The organism is Novosphingobium sp. CECT 9465, from assembly GCF_920987055.1.
GTDB lineage: Bacteria > Pseudomonadota > Alphaproteobacteria > Sphingomonadales > Sphingomonadaceae > Novosphingobium.
In genome coordinates this window covers 2,794,527-2,806,513 of sequence record NZ_CAKLBX010000001.1, presented here as the reverse complement: position 1 = coordinate 2,806,513, position 11,987 = coordinate 2,794,527, and the positions used below count along the sequence as shown (strand labels likewise).

The 11,987-nt window shown below is 61.2% G+C and carries 15 protein-coding genes; 4 read left to right on the top strand and 11 right to left on the bottom strand.

Translation table 11 applies throughout. From position 1 onward, the window contains the following. The first annotated feature begins 6 nt into the window (after nt 1-6). Both LUA85_RS13715 and LUA85_RS13710 read left to right on the top strand, forming a co-directional pair. Nucleotides 7-414, top strand: a complete 408-nt coding sequence (locus LUA85_RS13715; RefSeq protein ID WP_231470843.1) for a hypothetical protein — start codon at nt 7-9, stop codon at nt 412-414. Then, the gene (locus LUA85_RS13710; RefSeq protein WP_231470842.1) at nt 411-1,292 is read left to right on the top strand and encodes a sterol desaturase family protein; all 882 of its coding nucleotides are present in this window, start codon (nt 411-413) and stop codon (nt 1,290-1,292) included. The genes LUA85_RS13715 and LUA85_RS13710 overlap by 4 nt, the downstream gene beginning before the upstream one ends. A 3-nt stretch (nt 1,293-1,295) precedes the next feature. Here LUA85_RS13710 and LUA85_RS13705 read toward each other — a convergent pair whose 3' ends face one another. The 3 genes from LUA85_RS13705 to LUA85_RS13695 all read right to left on the bottom strand — a co-directional run bounded on the left by LUA85_RS13705 (nt 1,296) and on the right by LUA85_RS13695 (nt 3,446). Next, a complete protein-coding gene (locus LUA85_RS13705) occupies nt 1,296-2,093 on the bottom strand; it encodes a DUF1295 domain-containing protein (RefSeq protein ID WP_231470841.1) in 798 nt (265 codons plus the stop codon). After that, complete coding sequence (locus LUA85_RS13700; RefSeq protein ID WP_231470840.1) at nt 2,086-2,691, bottom strand: lysophospholipid acyltransferase family protein; 606 nt, start codon at nt 2,689-2,691, stop codon at nt 2,086-2,088. The genes LUA85_RS13705 and LUA85_RS13700 overlap by 8 nt, the downstream gene beginning before the upstream one ends. 98 nt (nt 2,692-2,789) lie before the next feature. Further along, nucleotides 2,790-3,446, bottom strand: coding sequence for a ferritin-like domain-containing protein (locus LUA85_RS13695; RefSeq protein ID WP_231470839.1), 657 nt, complete (start codon nt 3,444-3,446; stop codon nt 2,790-2,792). Nucleotides 3,447-3,550: 104 nt separating this feature from the next. Between LUA85_RS13695 and LUA85_RS13690 the strand changes: the two genes are divergently transcribed. Next, nucleotides 3,551-3,970 (top strand): DUF983 domain-containing protein, encoded by a 420-nt coding sequence (locus tag LUA85_RS13690; RefSeq protein ID WP_231470838.1) that lies wholly within the window; start codon nt 3,551-3,553, stop codon nt 3,968-3,970. On the opposite strand, the gene LUA85_RS13685 is transcribed toward LUA85_RS13690, so the two are convergent. From LUA85_RS13685 to LUA85_RS13665, 5 genes are read right to left on the bottom strand one after another with little or no spacing between them, the layout of a single operon-like run. Continuing rightward, complete coding sequence (locus tag LUA85_RS13685) at nt 3,971-4,654, bottom strand: glutathione S-transferase family protein (protein ID WP_231470837.1); 684 nt, start codon at nt 4,652-4,654, stop codon at nt 3,971-3,973. It abuts the gene before it with no gap. A 44-nt stretch (nt 4,655-4,698) separates the two neighbouring features. After that, nucleotides 4,699-5,247: a glutathione peroxidase gene (locus LUA85_RS13680; RefSeq protein ID WP_231470836.1), complete on the bottom strand. Its 549-nt coding sequence runs from the start codon at nt 5,245-5,247 to the stop codon at nt 4,699-4,701. A gap of 17 nt (nt 5,248-5,264) precedes the next feature. After that, complete coding sequence (locus LUA85_RS13675) at nt 5,265-5,924, bottom strand: CoA transferase subunit B (RefSeq protein ID WP_231470835.1); 660 nt, start codon at nt 5,922-5,924, stop codon at nt 5,265-5,267. 22 nt (nt 5,925-5,946) lie between these two features. Beyond that, nucleotides 5,947-6,810: a hypothetical protein gene (locus LUA85_RS13670; protein WP_231470834.1), complete on the bottom strand. Its 864-nt coding sequence runs from the start codon at nt 6,808-6,810 to the stop codon at nt 5,947-5,949. Between the two features lie 2 nt (nt 6,811-6,812). Continuing rightward, nucleotides 6,813-7,523, bottom strand: a complete 711-nt coding sequence (locus LUA85_RS13665; RefSeq protein WP_231470833.1) for a CoA transferase subunit A — start codon at nt 7,521-7,523, stop codon at nt 6,813-6,815. Nucleotides 7,524-7,622: 99 nt separating this feature from the next. On the opposite strand from LUA85_RS13665, the gene LUA85_RS13660 reads away from it, so the two are divergent. Next, nucleotides 7,623-8,495 carry a LysR family transcriptional regulator gene (locus tag LUA85_RS13660; RefSeq protein ID WP_231470832.1) on the top strand — a complete coding sequence of 291 codons (873 nt, stop codon included), beginning with the start codon at nt 7,623-7,625 and terminating at the stop codon, nt 8,493-8,495. A gap of 9 nt (nt 8,496-8,504) precedes the next feature. Here LUA85_RS13660 and LUA85_RS13655 read toward each other — a convergent pair whose 3' ends face one another. The 3 genes from LUA85_RS13655 to LUA85_RS13645 all read right to left on the bottom strand — a co-directional run bounded on the left by LUA85_RS13655 (nt 8,505) and on the right by LUA85_RS13645 (nt 11,866). After that, on the bottom strand, nt 8,505-9,176 hold the full coding sequence (locus LUA85_RS13655) for a glutathione S-transferase family protein (RefSeq protein ID WP_231470831.1): 672 nt from the start codon (nt 9,174-9,176) through the stop codon (nt 8,505-8,507). Between the two features lie 93 nt (nt 9,177-9,269). Continuing rightward, complete coding sequence (locus tag LUA85_RS13650) at nt 9,270-10,220, bottom strand: BsuBI/PstI family type II restriction endonuclease (protein ID WP_231470830.1); 951 nt, start codon at nt 10,218-10,220, stop codon at nt 9,270-9,272. After that, entirely contained in the window at nt 10,217-11,866 is a 1,650-nt protein-coding gene (locus LUA85_RS13645) for an Eco57I restriction-modification methylase domain-containing protein (RefSeq protein WP_231470829.1), read from the bottom strand. Before LUA85_RS13645 ends, LUA85_RS13650 begins: the two co-directional genes overlap by 4 nt. Nucleotides 11,867-11,987: the final 121 nt, after the last annotated feature.

Sequence of the window (11,987 nt, the reverse complement as noted above, 5' to 3'; positions counted from 1 at the left end):
GCTGCCTTGCACGTCCTGCTGCAACTTGCCGCCGCGCTGCTGGCCATCCTCCTGCTCGGCTGGGTGGCGCGCAAGTTGCAACTTGGCGGTGATCCTCGCATTGCCGATGAAGATCATGCCCGCGCGCTGGCGGATGAGGCTGTGTGCGGCTTCGATACCCTAGCCGTCGCGCTCGATCGGGCGAGGGTCGGCGCATTGGTCCGCGATTCGCAGGACCGCGTGCTGCTCATCCGCCAGCACGGCAGCCACTTTGCCACGCGCGAATTGACCAGCCACGCGGGCGTCCGGCTGGACGGCCGCTTCCTTACCATCACCACGCAGGACAAGCGCTTCGGCACGGTCACGCTCGATCTTGGCGATCAGGCGCAAGTCTGGGCCGCCAGCCTGCGCCGCCTGGGGAGTGCGCGACCATGACGCCGATCGATGTCGTTATATATGCCGTGCCGGTCTTCGTCGTGCTGGTCCTGGCGGAGATGATCTGGGCCGCGCGCCGCCACCCCGAAAAATACGAACGGCGCGATACGCTGACCAGCCTCGCGCTCGGCCTTGGCAGCGCGGTGGCGGGCGCGCTGGTGGCGGGCCTGATCTATGCCGCCGCACTGTGGCTCTACGATCACCGCGTCGCCACCGTGCCGCTCACCTGGTGGGCATGGGGCTTGTGCTTCGTGCTCGACGATTTCAACTACTACCTGTTCCACCGCAGCTCCCACCGTGTGCGCTGGTTCTGGGCGTCCCACGTCAATCACCACTCCAGCCAGCATTACAACCTTTCCACCGCGCTGCGCCAGACATGGACCGGCCCGCTTGCAGGATCGTTCCTGTTCCGCATCTGGCCCGCATTCATCGGCTTCCACCCCGCGATGATCCTGACGGTTGGTGGCGTGAACCTCATCTACCAGTTCTGGATACACACCGAGACGATCGGCCGCATGCCGCGCTGGTTCGAAGCGGTGTTCAACACTCCCTCCCACCACCGCGTCCACCACGCCACCAACCCGCTCTACCTCGATCGCAATTACGCGGGCGTGTTCATCATCTGGGACCGCCTGTTCGGCACCTTCCAGCGCGAACGCGATGACCTCCCGATCCGCTACGGCATCGTCAAGCAACTCGGCAGCTTCCACCTCCTCCACGCGGCTTTCCACGAATGGCAAGGCATGCTGGCCGATGTCTGGGGAGCGCCGTGGCGCCACAAACTGTCGTACCTGCTCCGCCCACCCGGCTGGAGCCACGACGGATCGCGGGAAGGGTCGGACGCTATCAGGGTGCGCTGGACCGAACGGCAGGGGTGAGGGCTATCCCCGCTTGGGCCACCACGGTACAAAGCCCGAAGTGCGCCGCACATACTCCGCATAGCCGGGCCTGCGCGCCGCAATGTCCTTTTCCAGCAGCGGCTTGCCTGACCAGCGAGTGAGGGTGAAGGTCAGGAACAGCGGCCCGATCACGCTTGCCATCGCCACGCCTGGCCCAGCCTCTGCCGCCGCCAGCCAGATGCCCCACCATACGCAGGCATCGCCGAAGTAATTGGGATGGCGGGTATAGCGCCACAGCCCGGTATCGAGCACGCGGCCCTTGCTGGCGGGATCAGCGCGAAAGCGGTTGAGCTGCCAGTCGCCCACGGCTTCGAACACGATGCCCACCAGCCACAGCGAAGCGCCTGCGATGGCCAGCGGTCCGATGTGCGCGGGCGCAGCGCTTGCCAGGATCCCAAGCTGCGCGGGCAGACAGGTCACGAACAGAAACACCGCTTGCGGCGCGAACACGAATTTGAACGCCGCGCTGGCGAAGTGTCCCTCCGCGCGCGCCTTGCCGAGCATCTTGGCATAGCGCGGGTCCTCGCCATGGGCGCGCCAGCGGCGGAACAGATGCCACGCCAGCCGCGCGCCCCAGATGGCCGCCATACCTCCGATCAACGTGGCCCTTGTCCCCGCAGTATGCTCAACCGACACCCATGCGACACCGGCCAGCACCGCCATGCCGCCGCCCCATACCGCATCGATAAAGCTGACATCCCCGATCCGCACTGCCACGCGCCACAGCACGGCCATGCCCAGCACCACCACGGCAGCGTTGATCAGCAGTCCGTCAAGCATCGGTCACCTCTGTCAGGCTCGTGATCCCGCGTTCGGGATGGCGGGGCGTCACTGTGCGATAGACCTCGAATATCTTCGCCATATCGGCGGCATAATCCCCTGTAGGCCAGATCGCCGGGCCAAGCCCGCCGGTCTTTGTGCCGTAGTCCATCATGCCCACCACCAGGGGTACACCAGCCTTCATCGCGATGTGATAGAACCCCGTCCGCCATTGCCCCACTTTGCCGCGGGTGCCCTCAGGCGCGATGGTCAGCATGAAGCGGTCGCGCCGCGCGAACTCGGCCACCATCGCATCGACCGCGTTCTGCCGTGATGATCGCACCACCGGAACACCGCCCATATCGCGCATGAACCGCCCCAGCGGCCAGCGGAACAAGCTGTCCTTGGCCATGAAATGCGGCTGGAGACCGAGATCCTCGGTCAGTCCGATGAAATACAGGAAGTCCCAGTTCGACGTATGCGGCGCGGCGATGATAACGCAGCGCCCATCCGCCGGCGCGCTGCCGTGCGCTTTCCATCCCCGTCTGCGATAAAACCCGACGAGCGCCTTGCGCACCATTCGCGATAGCAGGCTAGGCTTTCGGTCCTCGATAGCCACGGCGTTCTCCCCCGGTGACAGGTTAACGCGGGGGTGCGGCGCTGTCTAACGCCCATGGTCCCTTCGTCCGTCCGTAGTTCCGAGCGGTGAAACGTCGTTCAGGCCTCCCCCGCATCGGGCCACGCGGCCATGCGCGGGGTGGAGCGGCGCAGGAACAGGCTGGGCAGCTTTACCAGCATCAGCGATTTGTGAATCCAGTAATCGGCCCAGTGTTCGCGCCACAGCGCCTTGGCGCGGCCCTGCCGGTCGAGCCAGCCTTCATAGGGCATCCAATGATCGGGTTCATCGCGCGCCACCACTTCGAAAATCCGGGTCATCGCCTTGTCGGATCGGACATGGCGGTTGCCCAGCAGTACGTCCACCTGGCGCATGCCGCGCTGCTCGGTCAGCATGATGACGCGACACAGGCGTTCGAATGCTTCGGGGCTGGCGATTACGCCCTGCGTGTCCAGATCGTCGATCGAACAGCCGAACACTTTCTCGATAAAGCGGTCGATGTGCCCGCATGTGCTGTCAACACGCAGCGGCATCCGCCCCTGCAGTTCGAACCACCGCCTGAACATCATGTAATGCTTGCGCTCGTCGCCCCGATGCTTGGCGATGGCCGCAATGAAAGCCGGATCGTCCGGGCAGCGCACTCGCACGGCATCCAGTACACGGTCCAGCGAAGTATAGCCGCGATGCTCGTTGTAGATGTAGATCGATGCGAGCACATCGAGGAACCGGGCGCGGAAGCGCTGTAAATATTTTGACACACTCCACCATCGCACGAACCGGTGTTTCGTTCCACCGCCCCTTCGGGCTTGCCAAGCCAGAAGCGCGCCATATGGACGATCCTGCACAACACAGGATCACCGGCATGGCCATTTTCACCAAGAACCCCAAGTTCGACTGGATTTTCCGGTGCGGATTGAAGGGGCTGTGCCCGCGCTGCGCCAAGGCTTCGATGTTCGACGGCTGGCTGAAACTGTGCAAGACGTGCCCCGAATGCGGGCTGAGTTATCATTTCGCCAATGCCGATGATGGCCCGGCATTCTTCGCGCTGTGCATCACCGCGTTTCCGCTGACGTTCTTCGTCGTCTGGCTCGAAGTCGCCTATTCGCCGCCGTGGTGGGTCCATGTGATCACGTCCGTCCCCATCCTCGGCCTCGGCTGCCTTGCCACGCTGCGCCCGTTCAAGGGCTGGCTGGTCGCCTCGCAATATGTGAACAACGCGATTGAAGCGGGCACAGAAAGCCTGTGGGCCAAGCTGAACGCGCGGGAAAAGGATGAAGGCTGATTACACCGCGCGATAATCCGCCACGATCTCCCCGCACACTGCCAATTCAGCCTCATGCCCGACCTCACGCCAGCTTTCCGCCAGCGCTTCGGCTTCCCATTGCACCATCGCCGGGTGCGCCAACACGCGATTGACCCACGCTTGCCCTGCGCCCACGTCCAGCCCATACGTGCGGATGCGGAACGCAACCGGTGCGAAGAAGGCATCGAGCGCGGTGAATGCTGGACCCGCCAGCCACGGTCCGCCGAAGCTGCTTAAACCCTCCTCGAAGATCTCGCGCACACGGCCCACATCTCGCAGCAGCGCCGCGTTCATCGGGCGGGGCTTTACCCGGACGCCGACGTTCATCGTGCAATCGTTGCGCAGCGCTGAAAAGCCGCCGTGCATTTCGGTGACGGCGCACATGGCAAAGGCGCGGGCGGCTTCGTCCTGCGGCCACACGCCCGCGTGGCGTTCTGCCAGATAGAGCGTGATACCCAGCGAATCCCACACCGCGCGCGCGCCGTCGAGCAGCACCGGGACTTGGCCTGTGGGCGAAAAGGCGCGAAAATCGGCGTAGTTCGACGGCTTGGTGAAAGGCTCGATCCGGTCCTCGAAAGCGATGCCGAGGGCCTTCATCAGCACCCACGGGCGCAGCGACCAGCTTGAGTAATTCCGGTTGGCGGTGATCAGGGTGTAAGTCATGGGGCGCAAACCTAACGCCCCATGACCATTTCACAAGTTGCGGATCACTTCGCCAGTTCGGCGTCGATAGTCGCAAGCAGCGCCGGATCATCTGGCGAGATTCCGGGGGCGAATCGCGCGGCGACCGTGCCATCGCGCCCGATCACGAACTTTTCGAAGTTCCACAGCACTTCGGGGTCCTGCGTCGGGGTCATGCCAAAACCCTTCAGCTTTTCGCGGAATTCTTCGGCCGGTCCCTGCTTTTCCGGGAACGCCTGGATCAGCGCGGCATAGAGCGGCTGCTTGCCGGGACCGGTAACGTCTGCCTTGGCGAACAGCGGGAACGATACGCCATAGTTGAGCTTGCAGAACTCGGCGATTTCCTCGTGCGTACCCGGCTCCTGCGCGCCGAAATCGTTGGCGGGAAAGCCCAGCACTTCCAGGCCGCTGTCGGCCTTCGCCTTGTACAGCGCCTCAAGGCCTTCATACTGCGGGGTCAGGCCGCATTTTGACGCAACATTGACGACCAGCAGCACCTTGCCGGCATGATTTGCCAAAGTGTCCGGTGTGCCGTCGATGCGATTGAGCGGAATAGTGGTGAAATCAGTGCTCATGGTGCAATCTTCCTTGATCAATCGACGTAATGGGCAGTCGTCTTGGCGCGCACGTCTTCTGCGGTGACTCCTGGCGCCAGTTCGATCAGCCTGAACGGCGATGTGTGGTCAGGCCGTGCAAACACCGCAAGGTCGGTCACGATCATGTCCACCACGCGAACACCGGTCAATGGCAGGGTGCAGGCGGGGATGAACTTCGGGCTGCCGTCCTTGGCAACATGTTCCATCACCACGATGATCTTCTTGACGCCCGCGACGAGGTCCATCGCGCCGCCCATGCCCTTGATCATCTTGCCGGGCACCATCCAGTTGGCGATATCGCCGTTTTCGGCCACTTCCATTGCGCCCAGCACGGTCAGATCGATCTTGCCGCCGCGGATCATGGCAAAGCTGGTCGCGCTGTCGAAATAGGCGGATTGCGGCAGTTCGCTGATGGTCTGCTTGCCGGCGTTGATCAGGTCGGCGTCTTCCTCGCCCGCATAAGGGAACGGCCCGATGCCGAGCATCCCGTTTTCCGATTGCAGCGTCACGGTCATGCCTGCGGGCACGTGATTGGCTACCAGCGTGGGAATGCCGATGCCGAGGTTGACATAATAGCCGTCCTGCAATTCCTGCGCGGCGCGCGCTGCCATTTGGTCGCGGCTCCAGCCTGCCTTCAGTCCGTCATGCGTGGTCATGGTCTTGGTCTTTCTGCAAGAATCATCGAATGGGAAGCGGCACAAGGAACCATCTGGCGCCAATGTGCTGCTCCAGCGCAAGCGCAACCGGCCCGTCCGGGTTGCGCAGGTAATCGAACACTTCATCAAAATCGGCGCGGCGATCGCCCGCTACGGCCAGTACGCACCAGTCTTCGCCCGCGCGGTTGAGGATCTGCTGCTTGCGCGTTTCGCCCTGTCGCAGCAACAATGTGCGATCGATGCCCAGCGGGTCCAGCCCGGTTGCCTTGACGATCGTCAGCACATCGCGGGCCGCGCTTTCCGGCAAGGTGGCGATCCACACAACCGCGACGCCTTGCCCGCGGATGGAGCGCAATTGCGCCGCAAGGCCCGGATCGGGCGAGGGGGGATCGGTCAGGTCGAACGGCGTTGCACCCGGATCGAGATCCATGAGCAGGGCAGGGCGCTGGTCCGCGCAGGTTTCCATGACCGGCAAGGCGGCAAGGCTGCGCTGATCGAGCAGGGCCGACATGCGTCCGGGCAGTGGCTTGCCATCGCCCATTGCGGCGATGACGAATGCAGTCATGGCAGCGTAGCCGGTGCCTTCGCGCGGGACAGGGCTATCTTCACCGGGCGCCGCCGCCAATGTTTCGGGCGCGGGTTCCGGCGCACCCGCTGAGAGCGCTCCGTCCGGCAGAAGCTCTGCTACTGGTGTCGGCATCGGCGTTGGTGGAATCACACCTGCACCCACGGTCACCACGGGGATAACCTTTCGGTCGTTACCGTGCGTGTCGACCGCGCGCTTGGCAATGGCCCCGCTTGCCATCAGGGGCAAGACTGCGGCCGCGCAGCCGCCAAGCTGCGTGGACGCAAGCGCAAGCACCGCCAGACAAGGCAGTGCACGCATGATCAGGCCGCTTCCCGCTCGCGCACGGTACGGAATTCGATCTTCTTTTCATACGGCGCGCCGACGATGATGCGCTGTACGTAGACGCCCGGCAGGTGAATGCTGTCGGGATCGAGGCTGCCGGTGGGGACGATCTCTTCCACTTCCACCACACACACCTTGCCGCAAGTGGCGGCGGGCACGTTGAAGTTGCGCGCGGTCTTGCGGAACACCACGTTGCCGGTCTCGTCCGCCTTCCACGCCTTGACCAGCGAAAGATCGGCGAAAATCCCCTGTTCCAGCACATATTCCTGGCCGCCGAAGGTCTTCGTCTCCTTGCCTTCGGCCACCAGCGTACCCACGCCGGTCCTGGTATAAAAGCCGGGAATGCCCGCGCCGCCTGCACGCATCCGCTCGGCCAGGGTGCCCTGCGGACAGAATTCCACTTCGAGTTCGCCCGAAAGATACTGGCGTTCGAACTCCTTGTTCTCGCCCACGTAGCTTGAGATCATCTTGCGCACCTGCCGCGTGCGCAGCAGCTTGCCGATGCCTTCGTTGTCGATTCCGGCATTGTTGGAGGCAAAGGTCAGGTCCTTTACGCCCGAATCGCGTACTGCATCGAGCAGGCGTTCCGGCACACCGCACAGGCCGAACCCACCACAGGCAATCAGCAGATCGTCGCGCAGCAAACCATCGAGCGCCGTTGCGGCGTCGGCATAAATCTTCCTGGACATCGTGGAATCTCTCCTGCGTTCTGGTGCTGGCCCTAGCACGTCCGATGGATTGAAAAGAGCGATTGTTTTTTATCGTAATCGATAAGAGACTTCTATCGAATGAAACGCATCGCCCTTTATCATCTCGAAACCTTGCTATGGATTGCGCGCCTCGGCACCTTTCGCGCAGCTGCCGAGCGGCTCAATACCACGCAGCCTGCCATATCTGCCCGCGTAAGGGAAATCGAGGACCAACTGGGCATCGCCGTGTTCCGGCGCGAAGGCCGCAACATGGTGCTGACCGCGCGCGGGCGGCGGCTGGTGAAGGAATGCGAACCATTGTGGGCAGGCTTTGAAACGGCGTTGCTCACCGCTGCCGGGTTCGAAGGTGCGACCGGCACCGTGCGCATCGGCACCGGCGAAATTGCCGCAGCCTCGTGCCTTCCTGCCTATGTACAGGGTGTGGAGCGCGACTTGCCCGGCGTGACGCTGGAGATCGAACTGGATCTGACCGCGCGCATGCTTCAGCAATTGCTGGGCGGCATGATCGACATGGCATTCCTGGCAGGCCCGGTCGCCAGCCCCGGTATCCGTACGGCCGGCATCGGCGGGGTGAGCCTGGTATGGGTGGCCGGGCGCGATACGGCGCGGAGCGGGGGCTTTGCGCAAAGCCTGCCAGTATGGTCGATCCCCAGCCATTCGCCCTTGCACGGCGTGATGCTGGAAACGCTGGCGCAGGCCGGGATCGCGCCGCGCTCGATCAGCACCTGCAACAACGTGCGGACATTGATCGAGATCGTCAGCGGCGGGGGCGGTGCCGCCGTGCTGCCCGAACCGATGGTGCGACCATTGCTGGCAACAGGCGCGCTGGTCGAAGTGTTGCCACGCCCGCCGCGCACGATTGATTTCGAAGCCGCGATCCGCAGCACCGAAAGCGATCCGGTGGTGCTCGAATTGTTCCGTCGCGCCGCAGCCTTGCGGATCGATTCGTGACCGTTCGCCTCAGGCGTTCACGTCGGCATAGTGGCTGGGCGGCTGGATCACGTCCATGCGTTCGGCCAGCAGCGGGCGGAAGCTGGGACGGCTCTTGAACACCGAATACCAACCGCGCGCCTGTTCGTGGCCAGACCAGTCGATGCCGCCGAGGTAATCCGCGACGGAAATCTGCGCGGCGGCGGCAAGATCGGCAAGGGACATCGTGGAACCCGCCAGCCAGGGGCGGTTATCGATCAAGAAGTCGATGTAATAGAGGTGTTCGTCCGCCAATCGCATCGCGTCACGCAACCGCTTGCTGTCAGGGGGGGAGCGATAGACAAGGCGCTTCTTCATGCGCTCGTCCAGCAAAGGCCCGGTCACATCGGCATAGAAGCTTTCATCGAACAGCGCGACAAGACGGCGGATTTCAGCGCGATTGGCCGCCGTACCGTTGATCATCGGCGTCTTGTCCACCGTCTCTTCGAAATATTCGCAGATCGCACGGCTATCGGCCAGACTGATCCCGCGTTCGGGATTCTGGATCGCGGGGGTGCGATAGGCCGGGCTGATATTGCCGAATCCCTCGCGCCGCTCCCACGGATTCTCGCGCACGAGATCGTAGGCCACGCCCTTCTCGCTGAGCAGAAGCCGCACCTTGCGGCTGAACGGGCAAAGGGGAAATTGATAGAGCTGCCACATGGGGAGGAGTCATTGCGCGGTGATGGGGGGGAAGTCTACCCGCCCAAATAAAATTTGCAGGGAATGGTAACCACTCATGATTTGGTGCGTGGTTTATGCTTGATCGTATGGCCCCAAAAACCGAACCCCATTAAAGTGGATCATATGGCTTGGTGCATCCGCCACCCATACTTCGGATTCCCAAGCAATGTCAGCAAGGTAGCGGGCCATAACAGCACGGGTCGGGAAAGCAGTGACATAAACCACTCCAGCGATTGATCCTGCGAACAATTCCATCAACTCGTGATGGCGTTTGCCGTCGACGGGGCCGTGGCTGGTGACGGATTCGATCAACAACAACCAGTTCCGAGTCACATCATGAATCACAACATCAGGCATTTTGTCGTGATGATCGACAATGACGCCCAACGCAGCCAAGCGTTCACGATCAAAATAGCCCAGCTTCTCGCCAGTATCACCCGCGTAGATCAATATGCTTCCGGGAGCAAAGCGGGGTGCAAACTCTTCAATGATATCGCGGATCAACACGCTATGTTCGCCGGGACTAAGGCGTATTTCGACGCCGTCAGCCAGTTGGACAGGAACACGCTCCATTTCGCGATTTTTTGCATACTTTTCCGTCAGTGTTTTTACGTCACCTTGATACGCCGCTACCCGTTTTAACCACCCCGCCTTGCCAAAGGTTTTGATCAGCGCGAGCGCATTCGGGGTAATTTGATAGACAGCCCGCGGACTGTTCACCGGCCGGGCAGGATCATCAGGATTGTACTGAGCGATACCCGCCAGAACGAATTGATGCATCGTCTGGCGGCGTATCGTTTCGCGCGTGTTGGGCTTGTATTCTTTGCCATACTGCACCCGGATCCAGTCCATAACGGGAGTGATGCCGATCAGAGGAGCGCTTGCTCGTTGCCAATCCGTGTCGGGCTGCACATCAAGCAAGGCCAGCAGCGTGAGCGCCGAACGATCATTCTGCTGCGCGGGAGGCAGCCCAAGGTCGATCAGAATTTGCAAGGCCTGAGCAATTTTGGGATGGATGTTCAAAGGCTTTTCACTCTTTCGTCAATCTCTTCCTGCGATACGCTGCTGAGGCCTTTTGCCCATTGTCCCAGGCTGATTAACGCATCGGCACTCGGATAGCGCATGGCGCGTAGGTCGGTCGCGTTGACTTGTGTGTGTCCGTTGAAGCGCCGGAAATAGGAATCGACGGCAGTGGCATTCAAATAAGCCGACAGCCCATGCGCCAAGTCTTCGGGTATCGGCTGGCGCTTGGCGTGGAAGACATTGAGGTGGTTTTCGATTCCGATCATCGCCGTTGGCAGGCGCGCCGGGTCAATGACATTTGCGACGATCCGCCGCCGCTCTTCTTTCGACGAAAAGCGGCGCACGACGGCATAGAAGCCGTTGGGATAAAGCCATTTGCGCGTCGCCACGCAGTCACGGATCGCGTTCGGCTTCTTGAACCCCGGCTTGGGCCATTGCAGGCCACTGCCGGTAAAGTGACCTGGATAGAGCAACGGTACGGTTCCAGCTTCGGGGTCTGTTCGCAACTCTTCGCGTAGCCTGAAATCGACAACGGGACCTGTGGACACCGTTAGGCCCAGATCAGCAAGGCTGTGGCCGAAGCTTGCCCGCTCCAATATCTGTTCATCATCACCGGTCGGTATATGGATAAACGTCTCGGCATCATCGGGAAAGACGATCCGGGCAAAGCCGTGTTGCTGTTCCGAATAGTCAACGAAGCTGTCATCTTGTGATGTCGAGACCGTGACATCGCCTTGCTTTGTGCCGCGCACCAGTTTGATGATAATGTTTTCCTGCAAAACGGCATCATCCTTGAACGCCTTGTTGCGGGCATCAAACAAATGGATGTGCTGGATTGCAGCGCGTCGCAAGATGAAACGCCGGAAAGGCTGATAATAAGGCCCATTGCAAAAGCTGCGCGGGATGATCGCGACAAGCTCACCTCCCGGTTCCAGCAAGTCGAGCGCCATACCAACAAAACCCGAATAGAGATTGACCGTTTCAAGCCCTGCCGCGCGAAGCAGAGTACGGTGTTTGGAGTTATTGCTTATTTTCTTGTAGGGCGGATTGAGGATGGCATGGGTGAATTGTGCGCCTTTACCCAAGCAGATGCGTGCGGACGCTTCCTCAATGAAATCGCATTGGACCAACTCGCAATGGGCAATGTCGCCTAAAGCAGCAAGATTATCACTCAACGCGGGCAAAATCTGATCGTCCAGCTCGATGGCCGATACGTTGATCACGCGATCTCCGGGCAAGCTGCGAGAATTTTTGACGAATGCAGTTGTTAGTGCTCCCTGGCCGGCTCCGGCGTCCAGCAGACTTATCTTTCCAGACTTGGGGAGGTTGAACAGCGAAGCCATAAACTCTGCAACGCCAAGAGGCGTCATAAACTGGCCGAGCTGCGATTTGCGTTGCCTCGGTGTGGTAGGCCGCACCTTTGGCAAGGCCTCCGAACATTTTAAAACATCAACCTCTTCAGGGGCTGTTGCACGAATGGGAGAAAAATCTGCCATGATCGCAAGTGACCGCAAGACCTGGTCGGGCGGCGACAGTTCGCCATTTTCCCAACGAAAAACAGTATCAAGTGGTGCACCAAACTCTGACGCAACATCAGCAAGCTCCAACCCGCAACGATCTCGCAAGTCGCAGAAATCTAATGTCATCACTTTGCTTCCAGGGGAATCGTTGCAGAAGCGAAGCAGACTAATGAAAGATCATAACAAGAACAATGGCCGAGTTGCAAACCAGCGCGGATGGGCCGCAGGGTGACTGATTCCCGCTTTT